Below are 15556 nucleotides of genomic sequence, written 5' to 3'. Positions count from 1 at the left end.
ACGCCGCAAGGGAGTATCAGGAGCCGAATGCTATGCCACGTTGGGCAAGCAGTTCGGTCAGCCGATCAACCACTTCCGGTATGCTCAGGCACGTGGTATCAAGCGTAATAGCATCGTCTGCCGGCTTGAGTGGAGCCACTTCGCGCTGCGTATCGCGTGCATCGCGTGCCTGAATCTCCTTTAAAAGACTCGAAAGACTAGCATCCACGCCCGCTTCCTGCAACTGCTGATGACGTCGTCTAGCCCGCTCAGAGGCCGAGGCGGTTAGGAATATCTTCAAGGTGGCGCTGGGAAAAACGACCGTTCCCATGTCACGGCCATCAGCAATTAATCCCGGTGCTTGGCAAAAGTCGCGTTGACGCTGCAGCAGCGCCTGGCGGACGCTAGGCAACGCGGCCACCTGGGAAGCCCGCTCGCCAGCTTGCTCGGTGCGAATCGCCCGACTAACGTCGTCACCTTCCAAGAGCGTGCGCGGCTGACCGTTTTCAACCGGAAACGCAACGTCTAGCGTTTGGGCTATTTTTGCCAAACTCGCTTCGTCATCGAGTGCGACCTGGTGCTTCAACGCCGCCTGAGCGGTTAAACGATAAAGCGCGCCACTATCCAACAAATGCCAACGTAGACGGTCGGCCATCAGCCCGCTGATAGTGCCTTTACCCGCACCGCCAGGGCCATCGATGGTCACAACAGGGGCTTGCTCAGCCATCAGCACCCTCCACGGCAATAGCCATCCCGACGCGGGTTGCCAACTGCACGAAACCCGGGAATGAGGTAGCCACGTTAGCGCAGTCGTCGATCACAATATCGTCATCCGCGCGCAATGCCGCGATGGCAAAGGCCATTGCAATTCGGTGATCGCCCAGGCTATCGATCCGGCCGCCACCGTAGCTGGCTATTTGAGCGTCGCCATTACCAACGATATCGATACCGTCCGCGACGACCGTGTGCTCAACGCCTAAGATAGCCAACCCATCCGCCATCGCCTGAATGCGGTCGGACTCTTTGACACGTAGCTCTTCCGCACCGCGTAGCCGAGTAGTGCCACTTGCATTGGCGGCGGCGATAAATAACGCCGGGAACTCGTCAATCGCCAAGGGCACTTGATCTACGGGAATATCAATACCGGTCAGAGGCGCGTAGCGAATGCGAATATCCGCCACCGGCTCGCCGCCCACTTCACGCTGATTGTCCAGCTCCAGATTCGCGCCCATCAACGTCAAAATATTGATGACGCCAATCCGGGTCGGATTAATGCCCACATGCTCCAGGGTAATGTCTGAACCCGGCGTAATCGCTGCGGCAACCAAAAAAAACGTCGCCGATGAAATATCTGACGGCACATCAATCGGACCCGCCGTTAGTGTCCCGCCGCCCTGCAGCCAACAAGTGTCGCCATCCCGTGAGACAGCATAACCAAAACCGTTGAGCATCCGTTCGGTGTGATCGCGGGTGGGGGCAGGTTCGCGTACGCGGGTTTCGCCCTCGGCGTACAAACCGGCCAACAACAAACAGGATTTCACCTGGGCGCTGGCCATGGGCATATCATAATAAATACCTTTAAGAGCAGCACCGCCTTTGATATTAAGCGGTGGGCGGCCACCTTCAGCGGTATCGATGGTCGCGCCCATCAGGCGTAGCGGGTCGGCAACCCGCGCCATAGGACGCTTGTTGAGTGACTCATCGCCGGTCAACTCACTGTCGAATGCCTGGCCAGCCAACAAACCCGAAAACAGGCGCATCGCGGTGCCTGAATTACCCACATACAGCGGACCAGAAGGTGCTTTTAAGCCCCGCATACCCACGCCGTGAATCGTCACGCGACCGTCGTGAGGGCCTTCAATCGCCACCCCCATCTCACGAAACGCCTGTAGGGTCGCAAGGCTGTCCTCGCCTTCAAGAAAGCCTTTTACGTCGGTAACACCCTCTGCCAGTGCGCCTAGCATAATGGAGCGATGCGACATGGACTTATCGCCGGGTACGCGTAGGCGACCTTGTGCCTGGCCGCCCGGCTGCACCCGGTAGGTCACCTTACCTTGTGGTTGCATATGATATTCCGCCTGGTAAGTAGTTTTGTTCAATAACGTATCAAAATAATGACGCGCGTGACTGGCCCGGTCGAACGTGGCAATCAGGGCATCGCTATCGCCACGCTCAACGGCGTCCCGCAGTCGGGCGAGTCCCGCTTCAAAATCATCCAGCGACGTCAGCACTGCTTCGCGATTAGCTATAAAGATATCTCGCCACATGACCGGATCGCTGCCGGCAATACGGGTAAAGTCTCGAAAACCGCCGGCGGCGTAGCGAAAAATATCCAGCCGATCATCTTGACGCGCCAGCGTATCGACCAACGAAAAGGCAAGCAAATGCGGCAAATGGCTGGTACGCGCCAGCACGTGATCGTGATGCTCCACGCTCATCTCTAGCACGTCGGCACCGCAGGCTTTCCAAAGTGCTCTTACACGCGCTAACGCGCCCGGATCAACATCCGGCTCGGGGGTCAAAATCACCTTATGATGACGGTAGAGCCTCGGGTTGGCCGCCGACACACCGCTCTTTTCCGATCCGGCAATCGGATGACCCAACACCATATTGGCAGGCACGCAGCCAAATACACGTTCTGCGCAGGCGCGAATCGTCGCCTTGGTGCTACCCACATCAGTGACAACTACATTCGCCGCCGCACGGGGCAAGGTGCGAACAAGCGTTGTCATCACCGTTTCCATGGCCAGCACAGGAACGGCAAGCACGATGAGCGAGGCATCAGCAACCTGATCGACAAGTTCGGTTCCGCCAGCGTCAATCAGCCCCATCTCCATGCCGAGTGCGATTTCATCAGGGTTAGGGTCGCAGCCGACGATACATCCTTTAAAGTTAGCGGCGCGCAAGGCGGCCGCTAACGACCCACCGATCAGCCCCAACCCCACAATTAACAACCGGGGTTCATCGACGCCAGAATCAGTAGCCGCTTGTGTCACAACACGCCCTGGGGATAGGAACCCAACACGCGAAGCTCCGCTGCACGCAGTTGGACTTCTTCCAACACTGCCGCCACGCGGGGCTCATCACAATGACCTTTAAAATCAATAAAGAAGACGTAATTCCATACACCGGTTCGCGACGGACGCGTTTCCAAACGGGTTAAGTCAATTTGATGGCGATGGAACGGTTCGAGCAGATCATGAAGAGCACCAGGCTGATTGCGCATCGCGACGACAATCGAGGTTTTATCCTCTCCCGACATGGGAATATCTTGGTTGCCGATAATCAAAAACCGCGTGGAATTATCCGGGCGGTCTTCAATTTTTTCTGCCACGCGCTCCAGATTGTAAAGCTTGGCCGCCATGTCGCCGGCAATCGCTGCACTATGCCATTCGGTTTTGACTAGCTTGGCCGCTTCTGCGTTAGACGCCACAGGGACGCGCTCGGCGTGGGGATAATGCGCGTCGAGCCACTTACGGCATTGGGCAAAAGATTGCGGATGCGAATAGATACGCGAGACTTTTTCACGCAGCGTGGTTTCACTAACCAGCAAGTGGTGATGGATACGCAGCACCACTTCACCACAAATACGAATAGAGGAATCCATGAAGGTATCGAGAGTATGGTTAACCACTCCCTCGGTCGAGTTCTCTACCGGCACCACGCCGTAGTTCACGGCACCGGCCTCAACCTCCCGAAAAACCTCGTCGATAGCCGCCATAGGCAGACTCACAGCGCTTTCCCCAAAGTGCTTGAGCGCCGCCTGCTGCGTAAAGGTACCTTCGGGCCCTAGGTAGGATACTTTGATAGGCCTTTCCAGTGCCAAGCAAGCGGACATGATTTCGCGGAACAAGCGGCCCATTTCTTCCGAATCCAGAGGGCCTTTATTTAATGACATGATGCGACGCAGCACTTGGGCTTCGCGTTCAGGGCGGTAAAACACCGCATCTTCGTCTTGGCTAAGCTTCACATGGGCGACTTGCTGCGCGCAGTCGGCACGCTCACTAATCAAACGCAAGATATCGTCATCCAACTGATCGATGCGCTGGCGCAAGGCTTCCAGATTGATCGACGTCTCGGACATGGTGATCAGCCCCTTCGTTGTTCGAAATCTGCCATAAAGGCAATCAAAGCATCCACTGCCGCCTCTGGCACGGCGTTATATAAGCTGGCGCGCATCCCCCCCACGCTACGATGACCTTTGAGGTTCAACAGACCAGCTTCTTCCGCTTCCGCTAAAAAGGCACTTTCCAGCGTTGCGTCGGCCAATACAAAGGGCACATTCATCCGCGACCGGTTACGCGGAGCAATAGGGTTACTATAAAAGCCACTGCCATCAATCGCGGCATAAAGCTTATCTGCTTTGCGCTGATTAAGCGCATCCATGGCGTTAAGCCCACCCATATCGTCTTTTAGCCACTGAAATACCAGGCCGGCCAAGTACCAAGCGTAGGTCGGTGGTGTATTGACCATCGAACCAGCGTCAGCCAACAGCTGATAATCAAACAGCGAAGGTGTCGTCGAAGGGGCATGACCCAGCAAATCATCACGCACCATCACCAGGGTCAACCCAGCGGGGCCGATATTTTTCTGCGCTCCCGCATAAATCACGCCAAATTGGCTGACGTCCAGCGGGCCAGAAAGAATATTCGAGGACATATCACAGACGAGCGGCACGTTAGCGCCATCATCGCGCTGCGCATGGGGAGTATAATCAAACTCCAGACCGCCAATCGTCTCGTTAGACGTGTAATGCAGATAAGCGGCATCAGCGCTAACCTGCAACGCGTCTTGCGCTGGTACCGCCGTATGGTTACTCGCCTCACTACTGGCCGCCACATTATGGCTAAAGCCCAGCCGCTTAGCCTCGTTGAGGGCTTTCTTGCCCCAGATACCAGTCTGAATGAAGTTGCCGCTTCCACCCTGCCCCAACAGATTCATCGGCAGCATGGCAAATTGTAGGCTGGCGCCCCCTTGCAGAAAAAGCACCTTGTAGTTGCTGGGAACCCCCAGCAACTGGCGTAAATCGGCTTCCGCCTGCTCGGCAATCGCAACAAACTCATTGCTACGATGGCTCATCTCCATCACTGATAAGCCACGCCCGTGGTAGTCCAATAGTTCGTCACGGGCGCGCGCCAACACCGCTTCAGGCAGTGCGGCGGGGCCCGCGCAAAAGTTATAACGACGTGTCATCGGCTCCGGCATCCTGTGCGTCATTATCGTTGGCGTCGAGTGTATCCGCCTCTTCCAGCACCTCAAATTCGCTTTCTTCTGGCTCATCGACGCGCACGGTTTTTACCAACTTTTCATCTTTACCCAGACGAATCAGCATCACCCCTTGGGTGTTACGAGAGGTGGTCGACACCTCCTCTACCCGGGTACGTACCAGTGTGCCCCGGTCGGTAATCAGCATCATTTCATCGCTGTCGTAGATCTGCATGGCAGCAACCAGCGATCCATTACGCTCGCTGGTCTGCATGGCGATAACGCCCTGGCCGCCACGCCCACGCAACGGAAACGCTTCAAGGCGCGTGCGCTTGCCGTAGCCGTTCTCGCTAGCGGTCAGGATATAGATATTGCCGCCTTCAGCCTGGCTTTCGACAGCGCCATCGGTGGTGTCGTCTTCGCCGTCGATCTGCTGCGTTTTGGGGATGATCAGGCTAATCACTTCAGCTTTGTCGGCCAGACGCATACCGCGCACGCCACGGGCCGTCCGGCCCATCGCCCGCACATTGCCTTCTTCAAAACGAATCGCCTTGCCGTTGGAAGACAACAGCATGGCGTGATCAGACCCCGAGGTAATCGCTGCGCCTACCAGACGATCACCTTCCTCCAGGTCAATCGCAATCAGCCCTACGCTGCGTGGGCGAGAGAATTGCTCCAGACTGGTACGCTTAACCGTACCCTGGGCAGTAGCAAAGAAGATGTAATGCTCAGGGTCGTAGTCACGCACGGGCAGAATCGCGTTAACCGACTCACCTTCTTCAAGCGGCAACATATTGATCAACGGCTTGCCACGCGAACCACGGCTGGCGTTGGGCATTTCATAGACTTTTAGCCAATACACTTTGCCGCGGTTAGAGAACAGCAGCACCGTGTCGTGGGTCGACGCCACCAGCAGGTGCTCAATCACGTCTTCGTCTTTCATCGCCGTGGCGGATTTACCGCGACCGCCGCGACGCTGGGCCTGGTAATCGGAAAGCGGCTGCGTTTTGGCGTAGCCCGAACGCGAAACCGTTACCACCATATCCTCTTCGGCGATCAAGTCTTCGATCGACAAATCGAGGTGACTGACCTGGATTTCCGTGCGACGGTCATCGCCGAACTGGTCACGCACCGCGTTCAACTCTTCACGAATCACTTCCATCAGGCGATCCGGCGAGGCGAGGATTTCAGTTAGCTCAGCGATTTTTTGCAAAATGGACAGGTATTCGTCGAGCAGTTTCTCGGTTTCAAGCCCTGTGAGGCGATGCAGGCGCAGCTCGAGGATCGCCTGAGCCTGGGCGGGCGATAGGCGATATTGCGTAGCGCTCGGGTTAAGCCCGAAACCTTCGTCAAGATCTTCTGGCTTGCACGAGGTGGCCCCAGCACGTTCCAGCATGTTGGTCACTTGGCCCGGCTGCCAGACTTGCGCCAGCAGTTTATCCCGCGCTTCAGAAGCATTGGGCGACGCTTTGATGAGCTCAATTACCTCATCAATATTGGAAATAGCGACCGCCAAGCCTTCCAAAATATGGCCGCGATCGCGGGCCTTTTTCAGCTCAAACAGCGTGCGCCGTGTTACCACTTCACGGCGGTGACGAATAAACGCTTCGAGCATTTGCTTCAGGTTCAACGTGCGTGGCTGCCCGTTCTCAAGCGCCACCATGTTGATACCAAAAACGTTCTGCAACTGCGTTTGGGCGAATAGGTTATTCACCACCACTTCGCCGGACTCGCCGCGCTTAATTTCGATCACCACACGCAGACCGTCTTTATCCGACTCGTCGCGCAGTTCGGCGATGCCTTCAATCTTTTTCTCTTTGACCAGCTCGGCGATCTTTTCAATCAAGCGCGCCTTGTTCACCTGGTAAGGCAGCTCGGTAATGATAATGTGATCGCGACCGGTTTTATCATCGTGCTCAATGGTGTGGCAGGCGCGCACATAAATGCGCCCACGCCCGGTGCGGTACGCATCTAAAATGCCCGCACGACCATTGATAATGCCGCCGGTGGGAAGGTCGGGGCCGGGGATGTACTGCATTAAGTCATCCACCGACAGCGTGTAGTCATCGATAAGCGCCAGGCAGCCTTCGATGACTTCACGCATATTGTGCGGTGGAATATTGGTCGCCATACCCACGGCAATACCTGATGACCCATTGATCAACAGGTTGGGCACTTTAGTGGGCAGTACTTCGGGAATTCGCTCGGTACCGTCGTAGTTATCCACCCAATCGACGGTATCTTTTTCAAGATCGGCAAGCAGTTCATGGGCCAGGCGCGACATACGCACTTCGGTGTAACGCATGGCCGCGGCATTATCGCCGTCAATGGAACCAAAGTTACCCTGGCCATCGACCAGCACGTGGCGCATGGAGAAATGCTGGGCCATGCGAACGATGGTGTCATACACCGCACTGTCACCGTGCGGGTGGTATTTACCAATGACATCACCGACCACACGTGCCGATTTCTTGTACGGTTTGTTCCAGTCATTGCTCAGTTCATGCATGGCAAACAGCACACGCCGATGAACAGGCTTCAGGCCGTCGCGCACATCAGGTAGCGCGCGGCCGATAATGACACTCATCGCATAGTCGAGATACGACTGTTTGAGCTCGTCTTCAATATTGACGGGCAAGATTTCTCTGGCGATGTCACCCATGAAAGTCAGATCCTTTGCACTGCATTGGCACTGCGAGAGTTGAAAGCGCTTTTGAAAACCGAATGATAACGGCGCGCAGATACCTCCCCATCATACCACTGCATTCGCACCATGGGCAGCCGGTCATATCGACAACGCGACTCAATCCGCAAATACCGACTTCTCGACGGTTAATGATGCCAATGTGTCACGGACATGGCCTTCAATCGGACTGGCTTTGTTCGCCCGCACGTCCAGCAGCACAAAGGTAAGATCCGCCTTCGCTACCAAACGTCCGTCTCTACCGCGAATCTGATGATGGCAAATAGCACTGCGATCCCCCACCTCGATAATACCTGTCATGACCACCAAATCGTCGCCTTGAACGGCAGCGGCACGGTAATCGATATTCAAGTTGACCACGACAAATGCCTGCCCTGCGTCGTGCAAGTCTTTCATCAGCGCCGGGTGCTCATCGAAGAAGGCCCAACGCCCCTCTTCCATAAATTCCAGATAGCGCGCGTTGTTAACGTGCCCATAACCGTCCAAATGATAGCCACGTACGCGCAGATGGGTTTGCGAAACCGGTGCAACCGACATAATAACTCCTAGGGTTGATACATTAATGACTGACCCACTGGCAAAACTTGCTCAGCAAAACCAGAAGGCTTAATCAAACACAAGTTTGAAACACTCGCAACAATCGACCTATGGGTTACGATGCTGGTAGGAAAGCCTCGCTTTCGCCATAATGTGCCACCTTTTACACAGGACAGGCGACATGTGGTTCAAACACTTGCATTTATACCGTATACACAGCGCCCCGGACCTGACCCAGGCGGAACTTAGTGACGCGTTGGACGCCCACGCCGCCATGCCACTGGGCAGCGCCGATGCCCGCCGCCTCGGATGGACGGCACCTGCCGGTCGGCTTGGCGGCGACCAGCGGCTACATGAAATCCAGGGGCACCGGCTGCTCTCGGCGCTGCGTCAAGAACGGTTACTACCCGCCTCAGTGGTCAAAGAGGAAGTCGACGAACAGGTCGCCACAATTGAAGCCAGCGAAGGCCGAAAAGTGACCCGCAAAGAAAAAACCGCTCTCAAAGAGCAAGTCACTGAAGAGCTGCTGCCTCGCGCCTTTGTACGCAGCCAAAAAACTGATGTGTGGTGGGATACTCGCCGCCAGTTGATTGGCATTAATGCCAGCTCGCGCACCCGTGCTGAAGACATTCTCGATTTGTTGCGTGAATCGCTAGGTAGCTTAAGCGTTACCCCACTCACTTCTCAGACGCTGCCCATGCGCGCCATGACCACTTGGCTGGGAGATCCCGCCAGCCGCCCGGCTGACCTTCAACTTGGCGACCAGGTAGAACTTAAAGCCAAGGGCGATGATGGCGTATTACGCGCGCGACAGGTCGATTTGGATAGTGACGAAATTCAGCAGTTACTTGAAAGTGGACGCCAAGCTAGCAAACTCGCCATGCATATAGAAGGTCGCCTAAGCTTGGTATTACATGAAGACTTGGCTCTGAAGTCACTCCGTTTTGGCGACGCCTTAATAGAAGAAGCTGACCACGCCGATGACGGTGACGATGCATTAGCCCGTCTTGAGACCGACTTTATTTTGATGGCGAACGCCCTGTCTGACGATATCGTCCGCTTAATAGAATGGCTGGGTGGTGAAACGCAGCGGGAACCTTCCGCCCCATGATCACCCCGTTTAACGACTGCCATACATCTGATCTATTGGTTAAATACAACGGCTCGCATGACACATCACAATAACGCTACCTCGACCCCATCAGATCCTTGGGCGAATATCCGCCCCTACATGGACCATGAAGTCGCCGACGTGCTGGCTAGACTGTCGCGGGATAATGAGCTGCTCAATGCACTCACCCGTTTCCGTCTACCCCGCTTGGCCCGTTGGGCGCCTCCGCTTGCTCGGGCGCTGGCCAGCCACGCGGTGCGCCGGGAAATCAAGGGCGCCGACAGTGTGCGCGAATTTCAAATGCGTATCGCCAGCTACATGGTTCGCATGATCCGCACCACCACCGATGCTTTCGACGTCACTGGTTTAGATAAACTCGACACTGACGGGGCCTACTTATTTATAGGCAATCACCGGGATATCTCGCTAGACCCGGCCTTCGTTAACTACGCCTTGTACCAAGCAGACCGCGACACAGTGCGCATTGCAATTGGCGACAACTTATTAAAAAAGCCTTATGTCACCGACCTGATGCGGCTGAACAAGAGCTTTATTGTTCCCCGCAGCGCACGGGGTAAGCGCGCCATGCTGGCCGCCTTCCAACAGCTTTCTGCCTACATTCGTCATTCTATTACCGAGGACAAGCACTCGATTTGGATGGCACAGCGGGAGGGCCGCGCCAAAAACGGAATTGATCAAACCGATCCGGCCATCATCAAAATGCTGACCATCGCGAGCCGCACTAGCAACCGCGACGCAGCGTTTGGCGATGCGATTGCCGAACTCAAGCTTGTTCCGGTTTCGATCAGCTACGAATACGACCCCTGCGACGTGCAAAAAGCCCAAGAGCTTTACGATATCGACACGAAAGGCAGCTATGCTAAAAGCGAATTTGAAGACATAAGCTCAATCGTGGCCGGCATTACCGGCACCAAGGGACGTGTTCAATTGCGCTTCGGCACGCCGGTAGGGGCGGACATGGCGACCCCTGACGAAGTGGCGGCCGAAATTGATCGCCAGGTCATTGGGGGCTACCGGTTATTTCCCAGCCATTATTTAGCCCTTGAAGCGTTAGGCGATGCGCCTGAATTGGTTGCCCGTCGCGCGATTACCCGCGAAGACCGGGAGCGCTTTAATGCGCGACTCGCAGGGGTTCCAGACGCACTACGCCCGTATTGGTTGGCACAATACGCCAACCCGGTAAAACATAAAGCCGGGCGCTTGAATAACTAAATACAACCGCCATGCTCGTGGGCGGAAAAAATGCTATGGTCAAAGCATTCATTGGTCTCGCTTGGCGCTCTCGCTAATCGCGATCTAAAGGAGAACCCTATGTCCGCTTCAGAAATCCAGAAGACACGCATTATTAATGAGCTAAGCGGTTTTATACGCAAGCTGCTGCAAGACCCCAAAATTCTTGAGCAGTCGCTTGCGATTGCCCGTGAAGAGTTGACCGAAGGCAACAGCCCAGCGGTCATGGCACGCATTGCCAACCAAATATCCGATACCACTAGCGTACATATCCCCGAGGATTCCTCGGAACACTCAGAAGCAGATAAATTGTTTCTAGAGTTATTGCGTGAAGTGGTTCAAGAGGAGCAAGCGCTCTACTAGCGCCCACGCTCACGGTATCTTTCTACGGCGAAGCATCCAATTGCGTCGCCGTAATGTTTTTTTGTTTACGCCTGATCGGGACCTTCATTCATCATGTCAACTACCTCCCCGCGCCGCATCCTTGTGACCAGTGCGCTGCCTTACGCTAACGGCGCTATTCACCTGGGTCATTTGCTTGAATATGTCCAGACGGATATTTGGGTTCGTTTCCAGAAAAGCCGTGGTCAACAGTGCTATTACGTGTGCGCCGATGACGCGCACGGCACTGCCATCATGCTGCGTGCCGAGCAGGAAGGCATCACACCCGAGGCCCTCATCGACCGCGTATCACGCGACCATCAAGCCGACTTTGCCCGCTTTGGCATTGGCTTTGATAACTACCATTCAACCCATTCTGAGGAAAATCGCTATTACAGCGAGCTGATCTACCAGCGGTTACGCGATAAAGGGCATATTGCCACGCGAGAGATAGAGCAAATGTTCGATCCGCAAAAGGGCTTATTCCTGGCCGATCGATTTATCAAAGGCACTTGCCCTAAATGCGGTTCCGACGATCAGTATGGTGACAACTGCGAAAAATGCGGTGCCACGTATACCCCGGCAGAACTGATCAACCCGGTATCGGCTATCTCTGGCGCTACGCCCGAAGTCCGCAGCTCAACGCATTATTTTTTCAAACTGCCTGATTTTGCCGATTTTCTTCAGAGCTGGATTAACGACGGCCATGTTCAGCCGCAAATTCGCAACAAGTTGATGGAGTGGTTTGAATCAGGCTTTAACGAGTGGGACATTTCCCGCGACGCGCCTTACTTTGGCTTTGAAATCCCCGATGCACCCGGCAAATACTTTTACGTATGGCTCGATGCCCCCATTGGCTATTTAGCCAGCTTCAAAAACTTATGCGACCGTGAAGACATTGATTTCGATAGCTTCTGGCAGCCAAGCTCGGATGCTGAGATTTACCATTTCATTGGCAAAGACATTGTCTATTTCCACGCATTATTTTGGCCCGCGATGCTGCATGGCGCAGACCTGAGAACCCCTACCGCAGTCAACTGTCATGGGTTCTTAACCGTGGACGGGGCCAAGATGTCGAAGTCTCGGGGCACCTTTATCAAAGCCGCCACCTATGCCGACCACCTTAATCCCGAATACCTGCGCTATTACTTTGCCGCCAAGCTCACTTCCAAAGTAGACGACCTGGATTTGAATCTTGACGACTTTGCCGCGCGTGTTAACGCCGACCTGGTTGGTAAAGTGGTCAATATTGCCAGCCGCTGCGCGGGCTTTGTTAAGAAGCTAGGCGGCGGTCGTTTGTCAGCCCATTGCAGCGAACCGCAAATCGTGGCCCGGTTTATCGCCGCTGGTGACGACATCGCTCAAGACTTCGAAGCACGTGAATTCAGCCGCGCCATGCGCAATATTATGGAGCTGGCCGACGAAGCCAATACCTATATCGCTGAAAAAGAGCCCTGGGTTTTAGCCAAACAGACGGGGCGAGAAGCGGAAGTGTTGGACATTTGCTCAGTCGGCATCAACCTCTTCCGGCAACTGATGGTGTACCTCGCCCCGGTTGTGCCCAAGATGGCCGAACAAGCCCGCGAGTTTTTAAACATCGACACGCTGAATTGGCACAGCCGCCATGATCTTTTGGTAGACCACGAGATCAATAAATTTAAACCGCTGATGCAACGCGTCGAGCGCGATAAGATAGATGCCATGATTGATGTATCAAAGGAAGATCTCGTGGAAGAAGAAAAACTCAAACAGGCACCCAAAGGCCCTTTGACCGATGACCCCATCGCGCCCGAAATCAGCTTTGATGAGTTTGCAAAAGTCGATTTACGGATTGCCCGTATTGCCAAAGCCCAATATGTCGAAGGGGCTGATAAGCTGCTTCAGCTTACACTGGATATTGGCGGAGAGACCCGTACTGTCTTCTCCGGCATTCGTTCCGCTTATGCGCCGGAAGCGCTGGAAGGCCGCTTAACGGTCATGGTCGCCAACCTTGCTCCCCGCAAAATGCGCTTCGGCGTCTCCGAAGGCATGGTGCTTGCATCGGCCAACCAAGACGGTATCTACTTACTCTCACCGGATTCTGGTGCTGAACCGGGTCAACGAGTCACTTAAGCGTGCCCAGCGACTAGAAAAGGGCAGCGGCTAATCGCCGCTGCCCTTTTCGTATGATGACTCGCTAACACATTCATCACGTTTTACAGGCTCGCTTATGTTCCAGCGTTACTCGCCCTCGCTGCGCTTCCGGTTTTTAACCGCGCTCTGTGCTGCATTGATTTTGGCGCTACTTGCGCTAGCAGGGGTTAGTAAATGGCTCATTCTCCCCGCGTTGCTAGCCGAAGAACGCAGCGTCGTTGAGCAGGAACTGGATCGCTTAGAGCGGAGCCTGAAGCTAGAAGAACAGGATTTACTTGCCAAAGTGCGCGACTGGGCGACCTGGGATGACACCTACGATTTTATTAACGGCGATGCACCACGCTACAGCGAGGTCAATTTCAGCCAGCAAATGTTTGAGGACATGCGTTACCAGCTCATGGCGTTCTTTAACGCCCGGGGCGATATTCACTTTCTAGCCGGGCTGAATCCTAGTAGTGGCCAGTATCAGACCTGCGCCGACCTTGCCAATGAGTGCGCTTGGATGGCACCGCTCGTCGCCTCCATGCAAGCGTCTATCAACGAGGATCCCGAGCAAGAAAAAACAGCGCTGTACGCGCATATCCCGCCGGCTATCGTGGCCTCAGCGCCTATCCTTCGCACCGACGGTAGCGGCCCGCCCACAGGCTGGTTATTTAAAGTCCGCAAGATGGACAACAACTGGCTTGCGCTTTTAGAAGACTACACAGGTCTTATCATCTCGCTGGACGTTGTCGATGAAACAAAGCTGACCCAAACGGATCTGCTACGCTTTAGCAACACGATTCACGCCCAGCGGTTCTTGCCGCTAAACCGTCCTGATCGCCAACTAGCACTGGGAACTCGGCTAGACCGCAGTCGCTATTTCGCCAGTCTGGATACCTTCCGCTACGTGCTGTTGTGGACCTTTGGGCTGATGTTGATCGTCATCGGTCTGGTGCTGTTGCTGCTGGAGCGCATGGTGCTAAGACCGTTAAAATCGTTGGCTCGCTTTGCCCAAGACGCCAATATAGAGGCATTGACGAACAACCCGTTGACCCAACGACGCGATGAAATTGGCCAATTAGCGCAATCCTTTCTCAAGCAGTTCGAGCGCCAGGCAGAGCTAACCGCCGAGTTAACCGAGCTTTCAACTCATGACCCCTTGACCGGTTTAGCCAATCGTCGCTTGTTCGATAAGAACCTTATCGACGCTACCCAAGAAGCGCTCAACCAATCTACGCCTATGGCGGTAATGATGATCGATATCGACTATTTTAAGTTATTTAATGATCATTATGGTCATCTTGAAGGCGATACGTGCTTGCAGCGAATAGCCGACACTATGTACGAAGTAGCCCAGACACATGGCTTTTTTATAGCCCGTACCGGCGGAGAAGAATTCAGCGCCTTACTGCCCAATACGTCTCTGCAACAGGCCATTAAACTTGGTCAGGCAATTAGCGATGCGGTCGACGCACTGGCTTACCCTCATCACATGTCCCCTCTTGCCCCGCATGTTACGCTAAGCGTTGGCGTTAGCGCACTTGACCCTGAGGAGCCAGCTAATGCGTCTTCGCTGATGCGCTCGGCGGATCAAGCACTTTACCAAGCCAAAGCGGCGGGCCGGCATCGAGTTAGCCAGTTTAATTCGCCTCTAGCCAGCGCTGAGGTTTCTACGCACAATACGCCGCCATGAATGAACTCTTCGTCATTTTGGTCAGCACCGCGCTGGTCAATAATTTTGTCCTGGTACAGTTTTTGGGCTTGTGCCCCTTCATGGGCGTCTCCAATAAACTGGAATCGGCGATGGGAATGTCGTTGGCGACGACCTTTGTGCTGACGCTTGCCTCTGCCGCTAGCTTCGTGGTGTACCACGGGCTGCTGGTTCCCTTAGACGTTACCTATTTACGCACCATCAGTTTTATCGTCGTCATTGCCGCTGTGGTTCAGTTCACCGACATCATGGTGCGCCAGCTAAGCCCTTTGCTGCATCGCGTGCTGGGGATTTTTCTCCCTCTGATCACCACCAACTGCGCAGTACTGGGCGTGGCGTTATTATCGCTGAATCGCGAGCTGGGCTTCTTTTCCACCACACTTTATGGGCTAGGCGCAGCCCTGGGGTTTTCCATGGTACTGGTTTTGTTTGCCGCCATGCGCGAACGCCTGGCGGCAGCGGATATTCCGCACCCGTTTAAAGGGGCCGCCATTGCGATGATTACGGCCAGCCTGATGTCGCTAGCCTTCATGGGCTTTTCTGGCTTGGTACAAGGATAGGT

The 15556-nt window shown here is 54.8% G+C and carries 12 protein-coding genes; 6 read left to right on the top strand and 6 right to left on the bottom strand.

What is annotated here, in order from left to right:
• Nucleotides 1–16: 16 nt before the first annotated feature.
• The 6 genes from cmk to BLR97_RS02755 form a co-directional block, all read right to left on the bottom strand.
• The gene (gene cmk / locus BLR97_RS02780) at nucleotides 17–706 is read right to left on the bottom strand and encodes a (d)CMP kinase (protein ID WP_089702258.1); all 690 of its coding nucleotides are present in this window, start codon (nucleotides 704–706) and stop codon (nucleotides 17–19) included.
• Entirely contained in the window at nucleotides 699–2975 is a 2277-nt protein-coding gene (locus BLR97_RS02775) for a bifunctional prephenate dehydrogenase/3-phosphoshikimate 1-carboxyvinyltransferase (protein ID WP_089702256.1), read from the bottom strand. The genes cmk and BLR97_RS02775 overlap by 8 nt, the downstream gene beginning before the upstream one ends.
• Nucleotides 2972–4063 (bottom strand): prephenate dehydratase, encoded by a 1092-nt coding sequence (pheA, locus tag BLR97_RS02770; RefSeq protein ID WP_089702254.1) that lies wholly within the window; start codon nucleotides 4061–4063, stop codon nucleotides 2972–2974. Before pheA ends, BLR97_RS02775 begins: the two co-directional genes overlap by 4 nt.
• A gap of 5 nt (nucleotides 4064–4068) precedes the next feature.
• Nucleotides 4069–5172 carry a 3-phosphoserine/phosphohydroxythreonine transaminase gene (gene serC / locus BLR97_RS02765; RefSeq protein ID WP_089702252.1) on the bottom strand — a complete coding sequence of 368 codons (1104 nt, stop codon included), beginning with the start codon at nucleotides 5170–5172 and terminating at the stop codon, nucleotides 4069–4071.
• The gene (gene gyrA / locus BLR97_RS02760) at nucleotides 5156–7846 is read right to left on the bottom strand and encodes a DNA gyrase subunit A (protein WP_089702250.1); all 2691 of its coding nucleotides are present in this window, start codon (nucleotides 7844–7846) and stop codon (nucleotides 5156–5158) included. The genes serC and gyrA overlap by 17 nt, the downstream gene beginning before the upstream one ends.
• A gap of 141 nt (nucleotides 7847–7987) precedes the next feature.
• Nucleotides 7988–8425 carry an acyl-CoA thioesterase gene (locus BLR97_RS02755; protein WP_089702248.1) on the bottom strand — a complete coding sequence of 146 codons (438 nt, stop codon included), beginning with the start codon at nucleotides 8423–8425 and terminating at the stop codon, nucleotides 7988–7990.
• A 181-nt stretch (nucleotides 8426–8606) separates the two neighbouring features.
• On the opposite strand from BLR97_RS02755, the gene BLR97_RS02750 reads away from it, so the two are divergent.
• The 6 genes from BLR97_RS02750 (at nucleotide 8607) to rsxA (ending at nucleotide 15554) form a co-directional block, all read left to right on the top strand.
• The gene (locus BLR97_RS02750) at nucleotides 8607–9536 is read left to right on the top strand and encodes a recombination-associated protein RdgC (protein ID WP_089702246.1); all 930 of its coding nucleotides are present in this window, start codon (nucleotides 8607–8609) and stop codon (nucleotides 9534–9536) included.
• A gap of 57 nt (nucleotides 9537–9593) precedes the next feature.
• Nucleotides 9594–10769: a 1-acyl-sn-glycerol-3-phosphate acyltransferase gene (locus BLR97_RS02745; protein WP_089702244.1), complete on the top strand. Its 1176-nt coding sequence runs from the start codon at nucleotides 9594–9596 to the stop codon at nucleotides 10767–10769.
• Between the two features lie 99 nt (nucleotides 10770–10868).
• Nucleotides 10869–11150 carry a hypothetical protein gene (locus BLR97_RS02740; protein ID WP_089702242.1) on the top strand — a complete coding sequence of 94 codons (282 nt, stop codon included), beginning with the start codon at nucleotides 10869–10871 and terminating at the stop codon, nucleotides 11148–11150.
• Between the two features lie 93 nt (nucleotides 11151–11243).
• Nucleotides 11244–13280 (top strand): methionine--tRNA ligase, encoded by a 2037-nt coding sequence (gene metG, locus BLR97_RS02735; protein WP_089702240.1) that lies wholly within the window; start codon nucleotides 11244–11246, stop codon nucleotides 13278–13280.
• 97 nt (nucleotides 13281–13377) lie between these two features.
• Nucleotides 13378–14976, top strand: coding sequence for a sensor domain-containing diguanylate cyclase (locus BLR97_RS02730; protein ID WP_089702238.1), 1599 nt, complete (start codon nucleotides 13378–13380; stop codon nucleotides 14974–14976).
• On the top strand, nucleotides 14973–15554 hold the full coding sequence (gene rsxA / locus BLR97_RS02725; protein WP_089702236.1) for an electron transport complex subunit RsxA: 582 nt from the start codon (nucleotides 14973–14975) through the stop codon (nucleotides 15552–15554). Before BLR97_RS02730 ends, rsxA begins: the two co-directional genes overlap by 4 nt.
• Nucleotides 15555–15556: the final 2 nt, after the last annotated feature.

It is taken from the genome of Vreelandella arcis, from assembly GCF_900103865.1.
Taxonomy (GTDB): Bacteria; Pseudomonadota; Gammaproteobacteria; order Pseudomonadales; family Halomonadaceae; genus Vreelandella; species Vreelandella arcis.
This window is presented reverse-complemented; position numbering and strand designations above follow the sequence as displayed.

Bases quoted from the DNA above. Each gene is read 5' to 3' on its own strand.
- cmk (WP_089702258.1), bottom strand. From the start codon at position 706: ATGGCTGAGCAAGCCCCTGTTGTGACCATCGATGGCCCTGGCGGTGCG.
- pheA (WP_089702254.1), bottom strand. From the start codon at position 4,063: ATGTCCGAGACGTCGATCAATCTGGAAGCCTTGCGCCAGCGCATCGAT.
- serC (WP_089702252.1), bottom strand. From the start codon at position 5,172: ATGACACGTCGTTATAACTTTTGCGCGGGCCCCGCCGCACTGCCTGAA.
- gyrA (WP_089702250.1), bottom strand. From the start codon at position 7,846: ATGGGTGACATCGCCAGAGAAATCTTGCCCGTCAATATTGAAGACGAG.
- BLR97_RS02755 (WP_089702248.1), bottom strand. From the start codon at position 8,425: ATGTCGGTTGCACCGGTTTCGCAAACCCATCTGCGCGTACGTGGCTAT.
- BLR97_RS02750 (WP_089702246.1), top strand. From the start codon at position 8,607: ATGTGGTTCAAACACTTGCATTTATACCGTATACACAGCGCCCCGGAC.
- BLR97_RS02745 (WP_089702244.1), top strand. From the start codon at position 9,594: ATGACACATCACAATAACGCTACCTCGACCCCATCAGATCCTTGGGCG.
- BLR97_RS02740 (WP_089702242.1), top strand. From the start codon at position 10,869: ATGTCCGCTTCAGAAATCCAGAAGACACGCATTATTAATGAGCTAAGC.
- metG (WP_089702240.1), top strand. From the start codon at position 11,244: ATGTCAACTACCTCCCCGCGCCGCATCCTTGTGACCAGTGCGCTGCCT.
- BLR97_RS02730 (WP_089702238.1), top strand. From the start codon at position 13,378: ATGTTCCAGCGTTACTCGCCCTCGCTGCGCTTCCGGTTTTTAACCGCG.
- rsxA (WP_089702236.1), top strand. From the start codon at position 14,973: ATGAATGAACTCTTCGTCATTTTGGTCAGCACCGCGCTGGTCAATAAT.